Source organism: Bacillus crepusculi (assembly GCF_014764715.1).
Lineage (GTDB): Bacteria > Bacillota > Bacilli > Bacillales > Bacillaceae > Bacillus.
Genome location: NZ_JACXXE010000011.1, coordinates 49,145 through 71,938, shown reverse-complemented (window position 1 = coordinate 71,938; position 22,794 = coordinate 49,145). Strand labels below are relative to the sequence as shown.

26 protein-coding genes and 2 pseudogenes are annotated in these 22,794 nt (G+C 36.6%); 3 read left to right on the top strand and 25 right to left on the bottom strand.

The window, feature by feature from the left end:
• The first annotated feature begins 257 nt into the window (after positions 1-257).
• Positions 258-1,022, top strand: a complete 765-nt coding sequence (gene pdaB, locus IEE86_RS16175; protein ID WP_191098089.1) for a polysaccharide deacetylase family sporulation protein PdaB — start codon at positions 258-260, stop codon at positions 1,020-1,022.
• Here pdaB and IEE86_RS16170 read toward each other — a convergent pair.
• Positions 1,015-1,617, bottom strand: a complete 603-nt coding sequence (locus tag IEE86_RS16170) for a KinB-signaling pathway activation protein (RefSeq protein ID WP_191098088.1) — start codon at positions 1,615-1,617, stop codon at positions 1,015-1,017. The genes pdaB and IEE86_RS16170 overlap by 8 nt on opposite strands.
• 90 nt (positions 1,618-1,707) lie before the next feature.
• Here IEE86_RS16170 and gerD point away from each other — a divergent pair, with 90 nt between their 5' ends.
• Positions 1,708-2,292 (top strand): spore germination lipoprotein GerD, encoded by a 585-nt coding sequence (gerD, locus tag IEE86_RS16165; protein WP_191098087.1) that lies wholly within the window; start codon positions 1,708-1,710, stop codon positions 2,290-2,292.
• A gap of 38 nt (positions 2,293-2,330) precedes the next feature.
• On the opposite strand, the gene IEE86_RS16160 is transcribed toward gerD, so the two are convergent.
• The 3 genes from IEE86_RS16160 to IEE86_RS16150 all read right to left on the bottom strand — a co-directional run bounded on the left by IEE86_RS16160 (position 2,331) and on the right by IEE86_RS16150 (position 4,708).
• The gene (locus tag IEE86_RS16160; protein WP_191098086.1) at positions 2,331-3,389 is read right to left on the bottom strand and encodes an Mrp/NBP35 family ATP-binding protein; all 1,059 of its coding nucleotides are present in this window, start codon (positions 3,387-3,389) and stop codon (positions 2,331-2,333) included.
• Positions 3,390-3,492: 103 nt separating this feature from the next.
• Positions 3,493-4,206, bottom strand: a complete 714-nt coding sequence (cwlD, locus tag IEE86_RS16155; RefSeq protein WP_191098085.1) for an N-acetylmuramoyl-L-alanine amidase CwlD — start codon at positions 4,204-4,206, stop codon at positions 3,493-3,495.
• A gap of 58 nt (positions 4,207-4,264) precedes the next feature.
• Positions 4,265-4,708, bottom strand: a complete 444-nt coding sequence (locus tag IEE86_RS16150) for a YbaK family protein (RefSeq protein ID WP_191098084.1) — start codon at positions 4,706-4,708, stop codon at positions 4,265-4,267.
• A 154-nt stretch (positions 4,709-4,862) separates the two neighbouring features.
• Between IEE86_RS16150 and IEE86_RS16145 the strand changes: the two genes are divergently transcribed.
• The gene (locus IEE86_RS16145; protein ID WP_191098083.1) at positions 4,863-5,432 is read left to right on the top strand and encodes a DUF4825 domain-containing protein; all 570 of its coding nucleotides are present in this window, start codon (positions 4,863-4,865) and stop codon (positions 5,430-5,432) included.
• 36 nt (positions 5,433-5,468) lie between these two features.
• On the opposite strand, the gene IEE86_RS19450 is transcribed toward IEE86_RS16145, so the two are convergent.
• The 21 genes and pseudogenes from IEE86_RS19450 to IEE86_RS16045 all read right to left on the bottom strand — a co-directional run bounded on the left by IEE86_RS19450 (position 5,469) and on the right by IEE86_RS16045 (position 22,717).
• The gene (locus IEE86_RS19450; RefSeq protein WP_224741048.1) at positions 5,469-5,702 is read right to left on the bottom strand and encodes a hypothetical protein; all 234 of its coding nucleotides are present in this window, start codon (positions 5,700-5,702) and stop codon (positions 5,469-5,471) included.
• Positions 5,703-5,757: 55 nt separating this feature from the next.
• Entirely contained in the window at positions 5,758-6,444 is a 687-nt protein-coding gene (locus tag IEE86_RS16140; protein ID WP_224741047.1) for a serine hydrolase, read from the bottom strand.
• A gap of 193 nt (positions 6,445-6,637) precedes the next feature.
• Positions 6,638-7,056 (bottom strand): annotated as a pseudogene (locus IEE86_RS16135) (GNAT family N-acetyltransferase).
• Between the two features lie 81 nt (positions 7,057-7,137).
• A pseudogene (locus IEE86_RS16130) lies at positions 7,138-7,866 on the bottom strand (amidohydrolase family protein).
• A 303-nt stretch (positions 7,867-8,169) separates the two neighbouring features.
• Positions 8,170-8,805: a CPBP family intramembrane glutamic endopeptidase gene (locus IEE86_RS16125; protein WP_008356564.1), complete on the bottom strand. Its 636-nt coding sequence runs from the start codon at positions 8,803-8,805 to the stop codon at positions 8,170-8,172.
• 306 nt (positions 8,806-9,111) lie between these two features.
• On the bottom strand, positions 9,112-9,366 hold the full coding sequence (locus IEE86_RS16120; protein WP_008356563.1) for a PqqD family protein: 255 nt from the start codon (positions 9,364-9,366) through the stop codon (positions 9,112-9,114).
• 2 nt (positions 9,367-9,368) lie between these two features.
• Positions 9,369-10,214 (bottom strand): hypothetical protein, encoded by an 846-nt coding sequence (locus IEE86_RS16115; protein WP_191098082.1) that lies wholly within the window; start codon positions 10,212-10,214, stop codon positions 9,369-9,371.
• 3 nt (positions 10,215-10,217) lie between these two features.
• Complete coding sequence (locus IEE86_RS16110) at positions 10,218-10,625, bottom strand: NUDIX domain-containing protein (RefSeq protein WP_162130797.1); 408 nt, start codon at positions 10,623-10,625, stop codon at positions 10,218-10,220.
• A 35-nt stretch (positions 10,626-10,660) separates the two neighbouring features.
• Complete coding sequence (locus IEE86_RS16105; RefSeq protein ID WP_162130796.1) at positions 10,661-11,338, bottom strand: dTMP kinase; 678 nt, start codon at positions 11,336-11,338, stop codon at positions 10,661-10,663.
• Positions 11,339-11,367: 29 nt separating this feature from the next.
• Positions 11,368-12,522, bottom strand: coding sequence for a radical SAM protein (locus IEE86_RS16100; RefSeq protein WP_008356559.1), 1,155 nt, complete (start codon positions 12,520-12,522; stop codon positions 11,368-11,370).
• The gene (locus tag IEE86_RS16095; RefSeq protein WP_008356558.1) at positions 12,509-13,378 is read right to left on the bottom strand and encodes an inositol monophosphatase family protein; all 870 of its coding nucleotides are present in this window, start codon (positions 13,376-13,378) and stop codon (positions 12,509-12,511) included. The genes IEE86_RS16100 and IEE86_RS16095 overlap by 14 nt, the downstream gene beginning before the upstream one ends.
• 15 nt (positions 13,379-13,393) lie before the next feature.
• The gene (locus IEE86_RS16090; RefSeq protein WP_008356557.1) at positions 13,394-14,434 is read right to left on the bottom strand and encodes a hypothetical protein; all 1,041 of its coding nucleotides are present in this window, start codon (positions 14,432-14,434) and stop codon (positions 13,394-13,396) included.
• A gap of 32 nt (positions 14,435-14,466) precedes the next feature.
• Positions 14,467-15,705, bottom strand: coding sequence for an MFS transporter (locus tag IEE86_RS16085; protein ID WP_008356556.1), 1,239 nt, complete (start codon positions 15,703-15,705; stop codon positions 14,467-14,469).
• A 216-nt stretch (positions 15,706-15,921) separates the two neighbouring features.
• On the bottom strand, positions 15,922-16,899 hold the full coding sequence (locus IEE86_RS16080; protein ID WP_191098081.1) for an HD domain-containing protein: 978 nt from the start codon (positions 16,897-16,899) through the stop codon (positions 15,922-15,924).
• Complete coding sequence (locus tag IEE86_RS16075) at positions 16,883-17,392, bottom strand: CYTH domain-containing protein (RefSeq protein WP_008356554.1); 510 nt, start codon at positions 17,390-17,392, stop codon at positions 16,883-16,885. Before IEE86_RS16075 ends, IEE86_RS16080 begins: the two co-directional genes overlap by 17 nt.
• A 1,072-nt stretch (positions 17,393-18,464) precedes the next feature.
• Positions 18,465-18,857 carry a 30S ribosomal protein S9 gene (gene rpsI, locus IEE86_RS16070; RefSeq protein ID WP_034283876.1) on the bottom strand — a complete coding sequence of 131 codons (393 nt, stop codon included), beginning with the start codon at positions 18,855-18,857 and terminating at the stop codon, positions 18,465-18,467.
• 20 nt (positions 18,858-18,877) lie between these two features.
• On the bottom strand, positions 18,878-19,315 hold the full coding sequence (gene rplM, locus IEE86_RS16065) for a 50S ribosomal protein L13 (protein WP_003217042.1): 438 nt from the start codon (positions 19,313-19,315) through the stop codon (positions 18,878-18,880).
• Between the two features lie 165 nt (positions 19,316-19,480).
• Positions 19,481-20,224, bottom strand: a complete 744-nt coding sequence (truA, locus tag IEE86_RS16060; protein ID WP_191098080.1) for a tRNA pseudouridine(38-40) synthase TruA — start codon at positions 20,222-20,224, stop codon at positions 19,481-19,483.
• A gap of 11 nt (positions 20,225-20,235) precedes the next feature.
• Positions 20,236-21,033 (bottom strand): energy-coupling factor transporter transmembrane component T family protein, encoded by a 798-nt coding sequence (locus IEE86_RS16055; RefSeq protein WP_191098079.1) that lies wholly within the window; start codon positions 21,031-21,033, stop codon positions 20,236-20,238.
• Complete coding sequence (locus tag IEE86_RS16050) at positions 21,030-21,899, bottom strand: energy-coupling factor ABC transporter ATP-binding protein (RefSeq protein ID WP_191098078.1); 870 nt, start codon at positions 21,897-21,899, stop codon at positions 21,030-21,032. The genes IEE86_RS16055 and IEE86_RS16050 overlap by 4 nt, the downstream gene beginning before the upstream one ends.
• Positions 21,875-22,717, bottom strand: coding sequence for an energy-coupling factor ABC transporter ATP-binding protein (locus IEE86_RS16045; RefSeq protein ID WP_008356549.1), 843 nt, complete (start codon positions 22,715-22,717; stop codon positions 21,875-21,877). The genes IEE86_RS16050 and IEE86_RS16045 overlap by 25 nt, the downstream gene beginning before the upstream one ends.
• Positions 22,718-22,794 lie beyond the last annotated feature (77 nt).

Here is a 22,794-nt window from a genome sequence, read left to right as displayed (position 1 = left end):
TCATCTTCGCCGTTCTTAGCGGCTTTAATAATATAACATTTCGCTTCATCTTATGTCAACAACTTTTTTCAAGTTTATTTCCCGAAGCTTTTGTGTTTGTCACTGTGTGTCAGCGACGATTAATAATATATCACGAAAATATTCTATCGGTCAACGCCTTTTCAAAACTTTTTTTTAAAATAGTTTTAACAGGCATGTCAAACCCTTGTCCTGCATACAATCAAATAACAATCTTGGACAAGGCAGGAGTGTTTGAATTGAGTCGATTATATGTGTTGCCTATTAAACGGCTGAAGCAAGTTGTCATTATTCTTGTAGCAGCCCTTGCAGCTGCAACCTTTTTTTATGTACAAAAGGCACCGCCGCTGTCGGTATTTAAAACAGAACATGGACCCCGAGCTATTTATAAAGGAGAGACTTCATCAAAACATGCCTCTCTTACTTTTAATATTGGCTGGGGAGACGAGAAGGCCGTTCCTATATTAGATGTCCTTCGAGAGTACGATATAAAGAACGCCACTTTCTTTCTGTCTGCCTCTTGGGCTGAGCGTCATCCTGATATTGTGAAACGTATTAGAGAGGACGGGCACCAAATTGGCAGCCTTGGCTATGCTTATAAAAATTATAGTCAGCTTGAAGAAAGCGAAATCAAGCGGGATCTTGTCAGGGCACAAAATACATTTCAAAAGCTCGGACTAGACGACATTCAACTATTAAGACCGCCAACTGGACAGTTTAATGAAACAGTATTGAAAATTGCAACACAATACGGCTATACCGTTGTACATTACAGCATCAACTCACAGGACTGGCTGAACCCGGGTGTGGACCAGATTGTTCAAAATGTAAATAATCAAATGAAAAGCGGAGACATCATTCTCCTTCACGCCTCTGATTCAGCGACCCAAACCGCTCAAGCCTTACCAGCTATTTTGAAACACTTAAAAGAAAAGAATTTAAAAAATGTCACAGTTGGCGAACTTATTTCTAATACAAAAACAAAGTCAACGGAAGTTAAGTAGCTTTCGCCTTTGAAAAGTGCGGCATAGCTAACAGCTGAAACGCATTACAGCCTAATAGCGGGAGAAGCATTAAATACAGCCAGTCCTCTTCATTGACTCTAAGCGCCGGGAACCACTCTAACGACGTGATGACGACCATAAGAAACATTGCGGAAATAAATGTTTTCTTAGAGGACTGCTTCTGTTTAAAATAAGCCACGATCAGTGCAAACACACCGATAAAGACCGGCAGCCATACATAGGGAAGGAATGATTCATTCTCACCGAAAAACAAAAATCGCAAGTAAGCTAAATCAAACAGCACAAAAATCACAAGAAACAGTTGAATCGTATTCCATAAAGAATGTGACCGGAAAATTTCAAGAGCAAACCGGTGCACAGTTAAAAAGACAACGAACCCCATCTGACTAATCACACTAAAAATCATCCCCACACCAATGAACCAAAATAATACAGATGCGATCTCTAGAAGTTCAAACGATATAAAAAGCTTCTGATATTTTCCCCACTCCAGCGCAAAGCCTACCACGCTTGTTATGACCGCTCCAACAGCTAGCACTGAGAAGAAAAAACGAACTAAATCCCGACTTTTCATTGAATAGATCCAACCCCTATTTTTGTTATGTATAAATTCACGTGAAACATTCATATTAAAAGTAAGACATGTAACGAAAGGAGCCACAGTATGTCAAAAGGCATCTTGCGTATAATAAGCTGTTTTCTTCTATTATCTCTAACAGCTTGTGCTCCCAAAACCCAATCCTCATCTAATATGGACTATGACGAAACAAAGAAAATGGTCGTCGATATTTTGAAGACAGATGACGGTAAAAAGGCCATTCAACAGTTATTAAATGACGAGGCAATGAATGAAGCTTTGGTAATGGATGAACAAACTGTGAAAAAAACAATAGAGAAAACACTGACTTCTGATAAAGGCAAAGAGTTCTGGAAGAAGGTCTTTGAGGATTCTAAATTTGCCGAGACTTTCGCAAAATCCATGCAACAACAGCATGAAAAGATGTTAAAACAGTTAATGAAGGACCCTGACTACCAGCAGCTGATGATGGATATTCTCAAGGATCCTGAGATGGAAAAGAAATACGGTGAACTGATCAAAAGCAAAGAGTTCAGAAAGCACTTAGAAAAAGTCATTACGGAAACATTAAGCAGCCCTCTTTATAAGAAGAAATTCGAAGATGAGCTCAAAAAAGCAGCATCTGAAAGCAGCAGTGATTCCGGTTCACAAGACCAAGGAAGCAGCAGTTAAACAGCACCCGAGTGGCAGAAGGTCCACTCGGGCTTTCATTATGCTTTTACTGCTAATTGTTCAATGACTTTATTCGCAATGTGTTGATACACTTCTCCTGTCGGATGACCCGCATCATAGACGGAAGGCGCAAAGTCATCCTCATTCCAATCAGGCTGTCTTAAAGGAATTTGACCAAGGACCGAAACACGCAGCTCTTCAGCCAGCTTGTCCCCGCCGCCTTTTCCAAAGACGTATTCCTTTTCACCTGTTTTTTTGCTTTCATAATAGCTCATATTTTCAACGACCCCAAGCACCTCGTGATCTGTTTGCAGTGCCATTGCGCCTGCTCTAGCAGCAACGAAGGCAGCCGTTGGATGCGGTGTTGTGACAATGATCTCCTTACAGCTAGGAAGCATTGTATGAATATCAAGCGCCACATCTCCCGTTCCAGGAGGAAGGTCTAATAGTAAGTAATCTAATTCTCCCCACTCGACTTCGTGGAAGAAGTTATTTAACATCTTACCAAGCATCGGTCCTCTCCAAATGACCGGTGCATTTTCTTCAACAAAAAAGCCCATTGAAATCACTTTGACGCCAAAGCGTTCCACAGGTATAATTTTTTCCCCTTTAACTGTTGGTCTGACGGTAATTCCCATCATATCCGGTACACTGAAACCATAAATATCTGCATCAATCAGTCCGACTTTTTTCCCTAGACGAGCCAGTGCCACAGCAAGGTTAACAGAAACGGTCGATTTCCCAACGCCACCCTTTCCACTCGCAATCGCTAGGAACTCAGGCGGGTTTTTAGAGTTGAGCAGGTTTTCTTCCTCATCTTGTGACGGCATAAACCTTTCAAGTGTTTCCTGAGGCAGCTCTTCAAAACGAAGTCCGACCGTGTTAGCGCCTTCTGCTTTCAAGGCTTGTACGATGTCTTGCTGCAGCTTCATCTGCTCAGCAGTGCCCGTTTTGGCAATAGCCACCTTTAAGCTCACATGCTCTTTTTCAGGCTTTAGGCTGATTTCCTTGATGGCATCCAGCTCACCAAGCGGTATATGAAGGAAAGGTTCGTCCATCTTCCCAACTAATTTTCTCACATCATCTTGTCCGATCATAGCAGAACCTCACCCTTTATTGAATTCGTTTACAATCCAAGTATATCATACATATCCTTACAATGTCTGTCCTGTTTGCCTGCGACCAAAAGGAAAAAGCCCCTTATTCAGGTGGCTCTTTTTGCTCTGTTAAATATCTCAGAATGCCTTTATAAATGGAGGCAGCAATTTGATCCTGATATTTAGGTGTTGCAAGCTGGCCGGCCTCTTTTGGGTTGGAGAGAAATCCAATTTCCACCAGGGCTCCTGGCTTTGTGACATTTTGCATCAAATAAATGCCATTGATCCGCTTCGCCTTTCGATCAGTGTTTTCGAGATTGTTGCGCAATTCATCTTGAATGAACTTCGCTGCCTTTTCATTCTCTTCATACTTTCCGTAAAAAAACGTCTGCGCCCCGCTCCATTTGTTCGATGGTATCGCATTTAAATGAATGCTTAAATAGAGATCCGCTTCAGACTCATTGATGGCTTTCACGCGGTTCCTCAAATCCTCCGCTTTCTTACGAGCATATCCCCTTGTATTCTTTGATGATAGATCAGAATCATCCTCTCGGGTCATGAGAACAAGCGCTCCCTGCTCCTGCAAATAGTCTCGTATCTTCATGGACACATCCAGTGCAATCTCTTTTTCCAGCAGCTCTCCCCCTACAGCCCCGCCATCTGGACCGCCATGACCCGGATCTAAATAGATGATCTTCCCGCTTAGAGGCAAATTCCACGATTTCCACGAATCATCATTTAGAAATTGAAATCTGAATAAGAATAAGAGGACAATAAATCCAATTAAAAACCCTGTCCACTTCAGCTTTCTTTTCATCCCTGTCCCTCCCATACGCCGTTATTTTATAGATATGGGACAAGGGCTTGAAATATGCTTAGTGCAGCCGAAGCTTGTGTCTTTTTTCTGATTCACGAAAGCCTTCCTGCCACCACATGCTTAAAAATTCTTTCGCAGATGGATATAGACATGACATCTTCCGCTCCATTTGGAACATGTTCCCCCACGATTGCAAACACCCTGCCAGCTCTTCAACCAGCTCATCATCCTCCTGTGATGACCGCCTCTTAATGTCATCGAACGATTCACCGTACTTACTCGACTCACCATATCTTCCACCAGCTAAAAAAGCTTCAATGGCAAAATCGATACAGCCATCACTCATGATGCCAGCTGGATCATCAGCAAACGGGAACAGCTTCTTTGTGAATGTCTCGGAAGCCACCGTTACTTGTTGTAGTGACAACGTACGCAACAGCTTCTTTTCAAGCGCGACATCGCGTTTTGTTTTCAATTGATAAAATGAAAGCACTTCTGCCATAGACTGAACTCCTTTTTTTCTTTGTATTGTTCGTTGCTTTGAACAAAACATGCAGTTCAGTAAATGGAAATGAAAAATCAGTGATCCGGAAGAATGGAAAATTGTGATAAAATGGACACTTGAATATAGAAAGCATGGTAAAGGGGCAAAATCAATGAAGAAATGGATGTATATCCTGCTGCTACTCACCGTTGTTCTATCTGCATGCAGCAGTCAAGCTAGTGAGAAAGAGAGCGACATCAAAGGAATAGAAGACATTTCCTTAAAACAGCTTTCTAAGCACAAAGATACATATCTTGGTGACAACGGAGCAGTTAATGAGATTTTATTAGACCTTCCAGGGGGCATCATTCAAGAATTTGAAATCATCGAGGGAAAAGAATTAGACGTTACGTATGGGGTAAAAGAAAATGACAGCTATACAGAAAAACAATTTGACGCCTTCTGGTTTGATCAAAAGGACACGATTGAGAAAACGTATTTATACAACGCAATCGCACTTTTTATTCTTGTCGATAATGTAGAGCAAGTGACACTTAACATGAGCTCGAAAGACGAGCCGTCCGTCACTTTTAAAAGAAAACAGATAGAAAAAGAGCTCCCTCACCCTTTTAAAAAGTACAAAGACGATACAGCGCTTTGGCAAAAGGAACTGGTTGATGGAGTTGTGAAGTCAAAAAAGAAACGCCAAGATGTATACAGAGCGTTTCCAATGCAGAAATAATAAAACAGAGGGGTGTTTCCCTCTGTTTTTTGATGTTTATGTAGTGAAAGCCTGTATCAATCGTTGTCGAAAGTTTTGATCCACTGCTGCAGTAAGCATAAATTCGTTGAATACTCCCCCAATCCAGTGAGAATTGTTCGCTTTCGGATCATTGATAAAAAGAGAAATGGATATAGAGGATGTATCTGTTCTTCGATATAAAGCACCTGTGAAAACGAACAATGTTGCTCCGCCTTTATACCAAAGATATTGATCTGTTTCCTTTTTCAATGTTTCTCCCAGTACGATTTTGCTAAAAAGACTCTTTTCTTCTATTGTTAACAGCTCATCCTGGAGACGTTTCATAAAATGTGAATATTGATTGGTTGTAGACTTTGTCAACTTTTGTGTCAGTAATGATTGAATACGCCAGCCTAATAAGTTCTTTTTTTTTCATTTTTTCTTCTAACGCCTTTTTATGCTCTGGGTCATTTTTCATGATATTAAAAATCTCATTCATTAGAGATTTGTATTGTTCTTCGGATACACCGCTCATTTTCTTGAATGCATCCCGCCTACGATCAGATACATAAGCGGACCACAAAATCATTGGCGTCAGCGGCATGAGTTCATCATGTTCTGTAAGACCCGCTTGTTTCATCTGATCATTGATCTTTTCTAAGCCCAGCCGGTCAATCAAATAATCCGTACAAGCATTCGAACTGAATTGCATCATCCCTTTGGCAACATCTAATAAAGTCGCATGCTCAGAAAAATCATTGACCTCCAGCCAGTACGCGTGCGCACCACCGTCTGTTCTATCAATATAAAACCGCTCTATATCAGGCAATGCCACTTTTTCCTCTAGCTTGATGGCGCCGCTCGATACAGCTTTAACAAAATGAAATAAAACCACTAATTTCACCGTACTTGCAAGTGGCGTTTTTTGATCAGCATTCCACTCTAACATCACATCATCATTTTCAATGATTGTCACTGAAACGTCCTTTTTGTTTTTTGCGACAAATGTCAAAAGATCTTCCTTCGTACAACAAGACTTGAACCCCTACGTAAAGTACGACCACACCTATAACAACTAGACCGATTTTGAGTAACATGTTTCTCCTTTCCAAATAACAGAGAATTTATATATTGAATATAGCAAATATTTCTAATAAAGGCACAAAAAAGGCAGAGGTACGTGAATCCTCCGCTTCTTGATATCCTTATTCATGGGACAAATGCAGCTTCATTCCTTCATGAGTGCTTCAAATCCTAATTTCTCATAAAAATGGCGTGCTTCTGGCCTCTGTTTATCTGTTATCAGCTGAATCATATGACAGCCGCGGTCGCTTGCGCGTTGAATGGCCCACTTTATAAGCATTTATAAGCAGCGAACCGACTCCTTTCCCTCTATGACTCGAAGCCGTACGAACTCTTCAATGGATGCTCTCCATCACCCTTGATGTGTAAGAAATGGCGTCATGGTTAACTGAAGAACACCAACTGCTTCTTTCTGGTCACACGCAACAATGAGTTCAATATTTGGATCAGCATCGATTGAACGAAAGGCTTTGATATAACTTTCTAATAATGGGCGAGTGTAACGCTCTCTCTTTTGACCTAACTTATCATCTGAAAGCATGAAGACGATTTCACAGCTTCTCTAAATGTCAATTGATTTAAATTCAATGAAAGCACCTCCTAGGATGGACGGAAACTATCTTCACTTACCAAAATACCAATTGCAACCGTTCTTATATAAGATTTGATCAGCTGCTTTTTCATCAAACAGCTGTTGAATCAATTCAACATCACCGTATTCAAATGGACGCTTCGCTCTTGTGGATGGAAGGTCTGTTCCGAACATCAGTGCTTCAGCATTCGTTTGATAAATAGAGGTCAATGCAGACACGTCCAAAGCCTGTTGCTTTCACACGTACTCCTTTTTCAACCAGCTTGAGCAAATGCGGCAAGCCTTCTTCCGATAAGCCTAAATGATCAATAGAAACGGCCGGCAGCTGTTCAAGCGTAGATGAGATGTCAGAGAGGTGCTTAGCATCTATGTAAAGCTCACTATGCCACCCAGCCAGCTCATACACCCTTCTCGCAAAATAATCGAGCTTTGATATATCTTCCGAACCGCCTCTCATCACATTAAACCGTAAAGCTTTTACCCCAAGTTGATCCAAATGAACAATTTCATCATCAGTTGCCGTAAAAGGTAATTGAGTCACACCGTAAAAAGCTGGCCCCATTTCATACAGCGCCTTCAACAAATAGCCTTGATCAAAACCCTGAAATGACCCCGACACAATCGCTCCACCTAAAATCCCGAAATCAGCCGTCTCTCTCCTAAATCAATCACCACATAACTCGGAGGTATGTACCCTTGGTTTTCTTGAATGGGAAAATCAAAATCAATAATATGAAAATGTGCATCAAAGATCCTCATGGCCATGCCCCTCTTCTGCTTATTTGACCTGATTATATCATTGCATTCATTAGTTTCTTCTTCAAAAGTGTATAGCGTTTAAAACAAGTAATTCTTAAAGAATTGGGTGTAAAACCACAAAAAATTTTACCTTTCTTGCTATGAAGTGGGCATTGTTTAGACGTTCCCTGATAACTTCTGATAGATTGAATTAACAACATTAGAAAAAAATATGAATAATAAACAGAGGACTGGTTAGAACTTGAACTCTTCTTTCTATTTTAAAGAAAAAAACTCCCTTGACTAAAATTTTAATGGATAAGGCTACATGTGATCTATTTTTCTTGTGATAATATATTGGATAAAACTAGCGATTATTTTTGGAGCATTAAATAATAAATGCCCAATAATCGAAGGAACCAAAGAATCACTAATTTTATATGAAAAATACCAACCAATAGAAACTATAAATAAAACTATGTATGATTTTAAAGTAAATTCTTGCCTTGTAGGTTTCTGAATGAAGTGAGCCACAGTAAATAAGCCACAACTGAATAAAATTTCAATTAATAAAGAAGACTTAGGTACAAACCCTCTATAAAAAATCTCCTCAAACACAGCACTACCAATAAGTGAAATTTCAGTAATTATAAACCACTTTAAAGGTAAAACGGGTAGTAATGTATAAAAATCCTTGTAAAAGTAAGGTTGGAAATCTTTATAATGTAGACTTAGGCCGATCAAGGATGATAAAATTGCAATTAAATAGGCTTTAAATCCTGCATTTAAAATAAAATTCGGGAGAGTAAAGAAGAAGACAGGCATAATAAAAGGCACAAAAAAGATAATTGGCCTAATTACATCTGAAAATGGAAAGCTCCTCACTCTTTCCCTAATTAAGGTCGTCAAATACATAGTTAATACGAAAAACAATATAAAAATAAAATAACTTTCAATCAAAGGGTTATCCTCCAGATATAGTATAGGAGAAGGGTATCTAGCCATACATTTATAAGATTATACGTTTACTAAAGCTGTAGGTAATTTCACTTTTACTAATTTTGGTTTTTTATACATATTTTCACACCCTCCTCTCTATTAATTAGTTTGTTAATATTTTACCAATTTGAAATAGCATTTAAACATTTACTAAAGCTGTAGGTAATTTCACCTTTACTAATTTTGGTTTTTTATACATATTTTCACACCCTCCCAGACTAGATACCCTTCTCCTATACTCCTTTAATTTAAGAAGTATAGGCTTTATTATAAAAATTTCACCAAATTATTTTCAACTAATTCATTTATATATTCATTAACGTCATCTTTAACCACAATTTCATCACAACTGAAGTGCTCTGCTACATTTTTAGCAATAACTTCAGGTGAATCTTTACCGTTAATATTTCTCCAAATAACTGCACCTACATCATCTAATTGAAAAGCCTCTCTTTTATTAACCAAATATTCCTTTCCCATCACAGATCTGTGCTTAACAAACATATGTTTTTTTGGAATCATTTTTATTCTCCTCTTGAAATAATTTGTTTTTTTCCTATTATATATTGCGTTTTTAAGTTTAATTCCTGGCAAAATTCTATTACTGTTTCAATATGAGATTCAATATTTCTTTCATCAAAACAATAAGAGTCTAAAGTTAAATACTTCTTCAATAAATTGATTTCATTATTATTGTTATTTTGAAATCTTTCTAATTTTCTGTATAACCACTTTCTACTAGGATTAGTTTCACCATGAACACTGAGAAAAGATGTCACAGAAGTCTCAAGTAATAATTTTGATATAACATATGATGTTCCAAAATCATTTGATAATAATGCTCCTTCAATATCCTCTAAGTAACCATCATATTGTTCTGAATGAACGATTACCTGTATATACCCTAAATTATCAAATACAATATTTTTTATAAAGGATGCAAAAGAATTCTTGTTAATTACAGGATTTCCATATTTAAGTCTGTGGATAAAATCGATTTCACTTTTACTTAACCTGTCTTTATACTGATCTGTTCCAAAATTAAAATTATTTAATTTTTCTACAATCTTATTAACTTCTTTCCAATCCCAATATTCAAAATCATATCTAGTATCACCAATAATAGTGTTGTAGACTATAGTGTTCTCCTCTATTATTGATATCTCACCTTCTTTATAGCCTCCAGCAAACTCATTACTTATTGCTCCCAAATCACAAATTATATATACATCAACATCAGAATTTTCATTTCCGAACCCTTCCATAATGGAACCCGCAGTATAAACAATCCAATTTTCTCTTGATTTTCCTTTTAAAGCTTCTTTAATTGCGTTTGTATTTATTCTATTTTTCATTAATGTTGAATTCATATATTACCTCACAGAAATTAGTTTATATATATATCTTATTTGATCTTTTACAATTTCAGGGGAACATCTGGAAATTGCTTCGTCAAAATCCACCCATAGAAATCTGTCATGTTCTTCGGAAAGAGAAATTGTTACATCATTATCCACTTCCCCATAGTAAAGACTCCAACTTTTTTCAGCAATAATCAATTCTTTACAGTCTACTTGTAAACCAGTTTCTTCAAATAATTCCCGTTTCATGCATACTTCAATCTCTTCACCTGGAAATCTGGCTCCAGCTGGGGGGCCCCAGGCCCATCTTCCTTCGTAATCAATACCTTTGTGTTTCCTATGTAATATCAGAAAATATGGTATATTCTTTTCTAATTTATATATAATAATCGCAGCTCCAAAAGGCGGCACTTTGCTCACAGGTAAACCATCCCACGTTTTAGAAAATCTTGGATTCATACTACCGATCTCAATTTACTTTTTATTATTTTGTACACTTTATCTGCAATTTCTTCTTCACTCTCGTCTTCAACTGGAACTACAATCCAATTATGATCTTCACTCATTTTTTTCAACACATTTCTTACTTCATTCTGATATTTTATATAATTATCTTGAGTACGACCTGAATACCCATCCATATTCCCAGTCTCTGTAATGGAATAATTAGTACGTCTTTTTACGGATATAGACGGATCAACATCTAGAAAAATTGTAATATCAGGTTTTATTAAAGGCGAGAAACACATTTGTGCTACAGAATAATTAAAATTCTTTTTTATTTTGAATCTCGCTAGAAATTTAAAGTACCAATTATCCATTATAATAGTTGAGCCACTCTCTAATAACGGTGTAATTCGACATTTGTCAACTGTAGCAAACCATGAGGCATTTAAGTAAAGCCAATGATAATCACCCAATTCATAAAGAGGATCATCCGGATAATAATCCCACAATATCTCTTTTATCTTACTCATATGCATATTTACATAGCCGCTGGAGAATTCTGGTTTTTTTTTATCAATAAATAAAATTTTCCCTTCTTTATCATATATAAGTTTGTCTACAACTTTATTAGCAATTGTAGACTTACCTGAACCGTCTAGCCCTTCAAAACAAATAAATTTTCCCAATATTTTCACTACCTTTATAAATTTATTTTCTATAAGTAGCACCCTAAATATGCTTCGGTATCTAATGAATTTCTACCTGTGTCCTTAATGAAAGGAGTAAAGTCATTATCTCTATATATAATTGACATATGCTTTCCAACCTCTCTTATAAAATCTAAAGATGGCCTTTCATGATTAGCAAAATGAGAACCTGGATCATTATGAAAGACATTTACTGCAGGAACTACTCCTAAACTTGCTACAAAATACATACCTTCAATTAGTGATTCTAACGGTTCAAGCCCTGCGACAAAACCACAATATACATTGCCTTTACCCAAACTATGCACAGCTGCTTTAAACGCATTAATAAATCTATCTCTTCCATATTCGTTAGATTTACCAGGACAGATTTCATCAAATAATTTTTCATCAAAGATTTCTATATCCATTGCAATAGTTGAATTTGTTTTTGCAAGTCTATCAAAAAGATTAAAATCCATAGGTGGCATAGAAATTAAATGAGTTTGCACACTATCTGGAAGTTCTAGTTTTCTTATGCCTTCTAAAACTTCTATATGCTTTTTGAAACCTAAATCATAATCTTTAATAGTTCCACCATTTATCAAAATATGCTTAACCCTATTTTTCTCCTTATTCAAAGCGATAGAAATAGCTTCTTTAGCAATACTAGGTTTAATAAACATTTCATGATCAGCCTGATTATTACGGGTAGGCTGTAAAGAACAAAATTTACACTCATCCCCACTATTCCAGTAATAACAATGTCCTGGACTGAAAATGCCAAGAGTAGCATTACCATATAAAGTAACTATCCTTGAAATGCCTCTTCCATCTTCAAGTAACTCATTATAAAATGTTGGTCTTTCTGGAAAGCTAATTTCTAATTTTTCTATGCCATCACCCACATAGAATTTTTCATTTTCAAAATATAGTCTCCACTTCGAATTATTCCTTTGATTAACAGCTACAACTAACCCTTCTGGAAGAATAATTTCTTGAGGTACTTTAATATCTTTTGAAAACATCTGCTCATCACTATTTCCATATGCCCTTCTTTTTTCTATAAATTTCCCCCTTCTAGAATATTCTTCTAAAAATAACTTGTCGTAGTTAATACCATTTGCTAAAAGTTGAAGTTTATATTCTCCATAAACTTTAAGATTATCTTTAGTATCTAGCATTATATTTTTCCTCCTTTTCAGTACTTTTCAATATCTCATTCACTATCGTATCGTTACTTCCTGCAACAATATTTACTCTTTTTTTTAATGAATCAAGCGTAGGCACACTGGATTTATATGGGCGTCCATTTTTATCAACAGCTATCCCCCCTGCCTCTCTTAATATTAATAAGGAAGCTTCTATATCACACTGTTTTTGCCAACCTTCAGTTGATAGATCAACGAATCCATCATATATTCCAACAGCGATATAAATTATTTCCAGAGATGAACAAGAGAGACATCGGATCTTATTACTATGAAGAAATAAGTCCTTATACTTAGAATATTCACTATCATCTTTAGGTCTTATTAAACCAATAATGCTTTGATTTAATTTTCTCGTATTATTAGTAGTAAGCCTCCTACATTGTCCTTTTTCATTAATCAAAAAGGAACCTTCATGAGATATACCTAAATATGTTATTCTGCGAATAGGGTCATAAACCCATCCATGGCTAATCTCCCCATCTATGAAAACTGATATTGAAATCGAAAAAAAAGGAAATCCTATTAAAAAGTTGTGTGTCGCATCCAATGGATCTATTAAAAAAACAATATTTCTAAGTTTATTATTATGTTCACTTGAAAACATGCCGATTTCTTCTGAAAAGGCTATCCATGGGAATTCCAACTTATTTAATTGATGTAATATTATCTGTTCACATGCATAGTCAATATTTGCAGTTCTTTCACCATCTGCTCCTATCTTTTCTCTGAAACCGTGTTTTATAGTCTCAATTTCAGGCCATCTCCATGCAAACTCCTCACTTAAAGCTTTGAAAAAATTTCTTAATTCTTTTTTATAAAAATCCACTTTTTCAAAACTAATCTAAACCCCCTCCTTCTCAAAAAATAAGGTTTTATAGTGCCAATTATGTTCATTAAAATTATTTAATATATCAATAGTTTTTATTAATCTACCCGCATATACAACGTAGTCTACATGTTTAAGTGATTCATAAGCCTTTGGAAATAACCCAATTTTCAACACATTAACATTCATTGATTCTTTTATGCGTGCTTCTGCTAACTTTATACTTCCACCTGTATATATTTTATCTATGATAACTATAGAATTAGTTTTTGTTAAAGTAGGATAAATAATATTGAATTCACACTTCTTATAAATTTGATTAGGATCATTCTGGCGATGAATTTCGGTAAAATATATATTCGCATCTTGCGTAGAATTGATATATCCCAAGGATAAGGGAAGACCAGCAGTTAGAATAAATAACTTAGATTCAGCAATTTGAGAAATATCTGACCAAACTCTATGATTTTGATATATCTTATTTAAATTAAATAATTTTATATTCGAGTAAGAGTTCTCTGATATTATAATTTCTTTATATTTATTAATAAGGTTCTCATATTGTGCCCTTGCAACACTAGAAGCACTATCAATACTCCTAATTTGATGTATACCTCTGGCATTATATAAATCTAAACACACTTTCGAATAAATATTCATTCTTTCATACACTTCATTGAGAACTTCTGTTTTAAAATTAATTAACTCTTCTTTTGTTGGACCGTTAATAGCTATTTCACTCTTTAAATTATCACCATAGATTCTAGTGAAGTTTGTATTCTTTATTTTCTCTCCTAGTAAAGAATTAATCAGATCAAAGCATTCTATAATAGTCTCGTTATCGCAGAGATTCAATGGATATTCTGGATTACTTAAATCACATAACATAACTTCCGGATATCTTAATATATAATTAATTTCCTGAATTCCACATCCATTTCTTAAAGCTTCATTTACTTTTTCTCTACTGGTTGTTTTTATTCCGTTAACTGTTCTGTTATAGTGAGCCATACTTTTTAAAGTTACTGGAGATATATCATTTATTGTCATTTTCATTCTCACATCTCCTTTATTGTATTTAATATTATCTATTCTATATCCATTGCAGTTTCAGAGTTTATTTGCAAATCATTTTTATTAAAAAAAGGGACTGAAAAAATAGATATTGCTATCAAAATTACAGAGATATAAAAAAACAAAGATGTAGTTCCTATTTGACCATTGAATAATGTGGCGGCAATTGTACATAATGGAGCTATCACAGAATAAATCGCCCAATTAAAACTTTCTACTCTTCCAATATAGTTCTCATCCACCAATTGCATTATCAGGCTTTTTCTACACGCACTCTCCATTAAAATAGATACTCCTAACAAAAATAGGCCAATTGCAGCAATGAAAAATGAACCTGCGATAGAAATTATTAGAAACCCTATTCCCATTATAAAAAAACTAAATGTGATTAATTTTTGCGGATTTACATTATTTACAAACGTCATCAACACACCTATAAACAGAGCCCCTATCGCAAAAATTGCATCTAACATTCCATATGCATCTACACCTAATCCCAATGATTGATTCGTATAAACACTTAGTAGAGAATTGATTATTTGTATAATAGCAGCAGGTAGAATTCCTATTAAAAATAAGTATACTAGAACTTTTTTGTTAAATATGTATTTCAAACCTGAGAGAAAATCTTTTAAAAAGTAATCTATAACTAATTTTGATCCTTTAATGGATTCTGGCTTGTTATGGATGTATTTCACATTCAATAGAATTAAAGCAGAGACTAAAAATGTTGCTCCATCTATTAAAAAAACAATCATGATAGAGTAGTTGGCTATTAATAATCCTGCTACACCGGCACCAACAATAGTTCCTAATTGTAACATTGAACTATTTGCACTTATTACTTTTAAAAACAGTCTTTCTTGTACCACACTTTTTACAACACCTGAAAAAGCCGGATAAAAAAAGTTATTAGATATAGATATCAGTATAGTCAATAAATATATAACATATATATTCATTTCATTCAGTAAGTACATTAAAGGTATTATCAACACAAAAACACATCTTAAGACATCCATACTAATGACTATTTTTTTCCTATCAAATCTATCTGCAATTACCCCTGTAAAAGGAAAAGTCAACAACGTAGGAAGTGTTGTTAATATTACTAACAATGCTACTGACATTGGATTCCCCGTATACTGATAAATTAACCAGGATACTGCAATAAAATGCATTCCATTCCCAATAAAGGTTATCCCTGAAGAGAAAATTAAAAGCATAGATTCTTTACTTTTCCATATATTCATTTTAATCCCTCCCGACCCACATATTAAAAGTATAATAGTTCACCACTTTTTGTCAATATCTAATTATTAAAATTATTAAAAAATTTACACTTTAGGAAATTTTACATCTATTATTATTTTTTGTGCAGTTATAATGGAAATCAACTAAAAGATAAGAGCTATGAATTCATAACAAAGAGCCCGAAAACTAAATTCAGGGCTTTTTGTTATATTATTCTAATTTTTAACTTTTATATATATTCCTTTCTCCGCTCTATATTTTGCTTCTTTGTTTTTTTGATGAACTTTGGGAGAGAGCTTAGAAGCTTTTAATAATCCAGCTTCTGATTGTACTAAAGGATCTATTATCCTTAGTTTATTTCTATGAAAAATATCATAATCATCCTTGAAACTACTTTTTAAGGATTTGTTGTTACTAATTTCATTTAATAAACTTTGCACATATGAATCATTACTCTCTTTAAAACATTCCATAATCTCATCATCAGTAGTTAACAATTGTTCCAGACGAACAATCTTATTTTTTATTGTATATTTCAAAATTCTCTTTATTATATCGTTTATATATACATTTAGTGGATTTAAAAAGTAGTCTATTACTTCTTTGTAATATAATTCTACAAACCACTCTGCTTGATCAATATCGTTTATGTAAATTATACCATTTTTAACTCTTAAACTATTAATGAAGTTATCCACTTCAAACGAAGTTATATTTCCATGGCGATACATATCCCTTAAAGTGTAATCAATTCTATCGGCACATAGATGAGGGGCTTTTCTTTCCAATAAACTGTATTCACGATTATCCAATAATAATTCCTTATACAAGTAACCATCTTTATTTAAAATATTAGGTATTTCTGAATTTTCAATTACATACTTATATATTAATTCGTGTATATCTTCATTTTCATTATTAAACACATAATCAATTACATGCGAAAAAGTCGTATGAGATATATCATGAAGTAAGGCTGCGATTTGTTCTTCTTTTTGTCCCCCTAATTTTTTTACTAAAAGCATTACACCTAATGAATGTTCATATCTATTTACATTCCAGCTCTTATTTATAAGGTAACCGGCCCCACCTTGGTGTACACCTTTTAATCTTTTAATCTCCTTTGTATTTAATAAATCAATAAAAATATCTTCCAGAATAAACTCCCCGTATAATTCATCTATGACTTTCATGAATTTTACCATCTTCTCTTTGCTGTTGTATATCCTGCCAAAGATTTTGATTTTTAAATTTTTTATTGTAAGTTATATCCTGTCCAAACCATTCAAGTCCATGATATTTACTTGCTTCTATTTCTGATTCAAATTCAATTTCTACAGTCATTAAATTAGACACAGGATAATTTAAATAAACATCCAAATCATAACATTGATTTTCAATTTCAAATCTTGTCCTTTTCTTAATTAAAGGAGTTACTTTTTTATCTATTAATAATTGTTGATAACTTTCTTTAGATATTTCAATTTCGAACTCATTCCTTGTTAAGCCACTCCCCTTTTTTATAGTCAAAACAAACTGCTCAAAATCTGGATTAATAATCTTTCTTAGTCGTACTTCTTCTTTACCTATTGCCAAATATGTTTGGTGTATCTCCCTTGAATCCCCTATTGATAAATATTCTGGAATTTCACTGACGATATATTTTTTTTCCACTTCTTTTTTCATTTTTCACCAATACCTCCAATATCAAGAGTGTGTTGTTAAATTATTTTAAAACTTCTTGTAAAATTTTTCAACATCTAAGCTAACTAGATACTGATTTTTTTAACAAGTACATACTCAAGATTTTTTCTTTCTTTAAGTTTCGACTGAAAATGTTAAAAGTAGGTGTTAGATGAGTTAACGCTTTTCTAAAAATTCTAATAATAACCTTCTGTTGCCTACAGTCTTACTCATTTCTTTATATGAATGTCATTATAGATTAGAGCAATAGGAAAGCTGATCTTTAGGCATTCTATAAGAATGAAAATTATTAAGTAGAATTCAATGAATCATGTCACCTGAACTAAAAAGTGAAAATGAATATAATGCAGAAGAGGAGAATTAAGATGCTTTCAGAAAACGATTCAGGACGATGACAGGCTTATACTTTCGAATACTCACCTTCACAGTATTGAACATGGGGTTAAGGCATACCTTGCATTGAAAGGGCATTGGTTTTGTTCATAAAAAATCAGTTTAAAAAGACACTGATTCACGTGAACGAAAAAAGCAGATTCAGACATCAAAAAAGAGGCTTCTCAACGTATTGTTAGCGTAATTTGAAAAACCTAGAAATTTTAAAAAAATGGCGTGGAAAGCAACTACAACGCTATTGACGTTACAACTTAGCTACTCCTTTTCAACCTGATAATAAACAACCATTCTTTTCAGTCTATTATTAGTCAAAGCATTAAATGGATTATTGTCGACTGCATACTTAAATGGAAAGGTCAAGCGAATTTATCTAAATAATTCTGAGCATCACAAAAAATACCCATGCATTCGGTATACATATGCTATTTTTTGTTTGCAGCCAATGCTCCCATTAAAGATATACAAACCCAGTTCGATAAAATTACAAAGGATTTTATCACTCATATGACCGTTGAAGTGACAGAAAAACAGCCAAGATGATCCAAAGGATATGAGATTTTAACTTGGAATAATCAAGGAGTATTCAATTTCATATTTGGTCATAAAAAACCTCCTTGCTCAATATGAGCAAGGAGGTTGAAAATTGATATACCAAGTAAAATTAACGCTTCGAGAACTGAGGAGCTCTACGTGCGCCTTTAAGACCGTATTTCTTACGCTCTTTCATACGAGGGTCACGAGTAAGAAGTCCAGCACGTTTAAGTGGTGTACGGTACTCAGGATCTACTTCTAGAAGAGCACGAGAGATACCGTGACGAATTGCTCCAGCTTGACCAGAGAATCCACCACCGTGAACATTTACAAGAACATCGTAGCTGTTAGCTGTTTCTGTGATGTTCAAAGGCTGTTTCACGTCTTCGATTAAAGCAGCGAATGGAATGTATTCAGTAATTTCACGATTATTAACGACGATACGGCCTTCACCTGGAACTAAGCGAACGCGCGCTACAGAACTTTTACGACGACCTGTACCGTAATATTGAACCTGTGCCAAATTGTTAACCTCCCTTATAATTAACCGCGAAGTTCGTAAACTTCAGGTTGTTGTGCTTGATGTGGATGCTCAGAACCACGGTACACATTTAATTTTTTGAACATTTGACGGCCTAATGGACCCTTTGGAAGCATACCTTTGATAGCAAGCTCCAACATTTTTTCAGGGTAGTTTGTACGCATCTCAAGAGCAGTTCTTTGTTTCAAACCACCTGGGTGCATAGTGTGACGGTAGTAAATTTTGTCCGTCAATTTCTTACCTGTTAATTCGATTTTCTCAGCATTGATGATGATGACGTGATCACCTGTATCAACGTGTGGTGTATAAGTTGGTTTGTGCTTACCGCGCAAAAGTGATGCTACTTCAGTAGAAAGACGACCTAGAGTCTTGCCTGCCGCATCAACAACTAGCCATTTGCGCTCAATTGTGCTTGCGTTCGCCATTGGTGTTGTACGCATGAGTTTCCCTCCTAAATAAATCAATGATTTTCCTTGAATCAAATGCTACGTTCTATTTCAAAACACAAGATAAGTCTTCCGGGGCTTATTTGTGGGGTTGAAATACATACCATATGATATTTTATAACTTTCTGCTTCCTGTGTCAAGAACATGTTACACCTGGTTTAGTTGTCATAGAAAACTTCCCATAAATACAGTCCGTGACTAGGCGCAGTCTTGCCTGCCGCTTCGCGATTTCGGGCGGCAAGCATGGCTTTGATCTCCTCAGGGCGAAATTTACCAGATCCGATTTCAAGTAACGTTCCAGCGATAATCCGCACCATGTTGTATAAAAAGCCATTTCCTCTCACACGCATTTCAAGCCCATCTGAGACGTTTTTCCACTCAAGGGTATAAATATCCCTCACCTTGTCCTGAACCTCTGTATTGGCCGCACAAAAGCTTGTGAAGTCATGTGTGCCAATCAAGTGTCCGGCAGCTTCTTTCATTTTTTCGACATCCAGCCGGTAAGGATAGTGGCAGGCATATTGTCTCGTGAACACATTTTGATGCGTTTCCGTTGAGACCTTATAACGGTACTCCTTCGAAACGACATGAAACCGTGCATGAAACGACTCATCCACTTCCTCAGCCTTTAGAACACGGATGTCATCCGGCAGCAAGCTATTGAGGGCAAAAGGCCATCTCTCCATCGGGATCGAGAGCGGGGTGTCGAAGTGGATGACCTGCCCCACGGCATGGACACCGCTGTCTGTACGACCGGAAGCCACAATCGGAATTAGCTCCTCCTGTTTATGCATTCTTGCAAGAGCTGACTCAATCTCCGTCTGAACGGTTCGCTGCCCAGGCTGCACCTGATAGCCTTTAAAATGTGTTCCATCGTATGATACGGTACATTTTACCTTCATCTAGGAATCACCTAATTTCTCAAAAATACAAGAAGTGCCGTTAACAAGATGAATAGAAGCATCGTAAACGTGTCTTTCATGCCCCAGACAAGCTGGCGGTATTTCGTGCGTCCTTCCCCGCCGCGGTAGCCTCTCGCTTCCATGGCAGTCGCCAGCTCCTCCGCACGCTTAAACGCACTGACGAAAAGCGGGACAAGCAAAGGAACAATCGCTCTCAAACGATCCTTTAGAGGTCCGCTTGTAAAATCAACACCTCTTGCCATTTGTGCTTTCATGATTTTGTCTGTCTCTTCTAGTAAAGTCGGAATAAAACGAAGAGAGATGGACATCATGAGGGCAAGCTCATGAACAGGCAGTTTGATTTTACGGAATGGATGCAGCAGCTTCTCCATGCCGTCTGTCACTTCTATTGGCGTTGTGGTTAACGTAAGTAGTGTTGTCATCATAATAAGATAGACAAAACGGAGTGAAATGAAGATCCCCTGCTTTAGACCTTCTTCATAAATATTTAGAAAGCCAAAGTGAAATAGCAAGGCGCCATCCTTTGTCATGAAAATATGCAAAATAAAGGTAAACAGGACAATCCACAGGATCGGCTTCATTCCCTTGAGAATAAAGTAAAGCGGCACCTGTGAAACCATCACCACAAAGATCGTAAAGACACCTAAAAGCCCGTAAGTGATATAGTTATTAGCAAAAAAGACAATAAAAACGAAAAAGAAAATTGATAACAGCTTTGTCCTTGGATCAAGACGATGGACAAAGGATGAACCTGGCACATATTTGCCGATAATCATACTATCCATCATGATGTCGTGTCCTCCTGATAAAGAGCTGTTAAGGCTTCTGCCATTTCATCCATGGTCAGAAGCGGCCTTGGAAACGTAATGCCCAGCTTTTCTTCTACAGTCTGCTGGAATTTAATCGTTTCTGGGAGGTCGAGGCCAAACGAAGACATGTCTGTACGATTGGCGAACAGTTCTCTCGGCGTCCCTGTCGCCTTCACTGTTCCTTTATGCATCACAATCATTTGATCCGCATAATGGGCGGCATCCTCCATGCTATGTGTGACCAGAATCGTGGTGAGGTTTGCCTTTTGATGAAGCTCATAAAACATGTCCATGATTTCCTTCCGTCCGCGTGGATCTAGCCCAGCAGTCGGCTCATCTAGCACAAGCACTTCTGGCTCCATCGCTAAAACGCCTGCAATCGCCACACGCCTCATTTGACCGCCGCTTAGTTCAAAGGGCGATCGAGATAATAGAGATTCAGGAAGACCGACTAGCTTCAGCATTTCCTTCGCTTTCGCTTCTGCCTTCTCCTGAGGAACGCCGAAATTCATCGGACCAAAACAGATATCCTTGAGAATCGTCTCCTCAAAGAGCTGATGCTCAGGAAACTGAAACACGATGCCTACTTTTTTCCGGAGGGATTTCAAATCCTTCTGCTTTTTATTGGCTTGTAAGACTGTATCTCCAAGCGCAATGCTCCCCTTCGTTGGTTTGAGCAATCCATTTAAGTGCTGCAGTAATGTAGACTTGCCAGAACCCGTATGACCAATGACAGCGACATAGCTGCCCTCTTTGATGGAAGCATTGACATCATACAAAGCGAGACGCTCAAACGGCGTTTTCATTTGATAACGATGCTCTAATTCTTTGATCGTAATGTCCATAGCTCTTTCACCAATCCTTCTTGTGTCAAATGGGCATTTGCAAGCGGCACACCTTGCTGCTTCAATTGCTTGCTCAATCGGTAGGAAAATGGCAGATCAAGTCCAATTTGAACCAGCTGTTCATCTAGTTCAAATACTTCCTCTGGGGTTCCCTCGGCAAACTTTTTCCCGCCATTCATCACAATAACCCGGTCTGCCTTCGCAGCCTCGTCTAAATCATGTGTGATGGAAATGACTGTGACCGTTCCTTGTTCCTTCAGCAGTCTAACAGTCTCTAACACTTCTTCTCGGCCAATCGGATCAAGCATAGATGTTGCTTCATCCAAGATCATGATGTCAGGGCTTGCGGCAAGCACACCTGCAATGGCGACTCTCTGCTTTTGCCCGCCTGATAGATGGTGCGGCTCTTGATCAAGAAACTCCTGCATATTGACCTGTTTGACAGCCCAATCCACACGTTCTATCATCAATTCCCGCTCAACCCCGTTATTTTCTAAACCAAAAGCCACATCATCACGAACTGTTGAGCCAACGAATTGGTTATCTGGGTTTTGAAAGACCATTCCGACCTTTTTGCGAATATCCCAAACACTCTCTTCTTTTAGCTCAATCTCACCAACTTTGACCGTTCCAGCATCCGGTAAAATGAGCCCATTCAGCACACGGGCAAGTGTGGATTTACCTGAACCGTTATGACCAACAATGGCGAGCCATTCATTTTGATTCACATGCAATGACACTTGATCTAAAGCGGGCTTGTCCGCATCTTTGTGATAACGAAATACAATGTCCTTTACGTCAATTAATGTCTTCCCCATCTCTACCGGACCTCCTCTCAGCTCAACCTCTTCTTCGCTTATGCCTAAAAAGCCGTAGTATCTAAAAAAGGGCATAG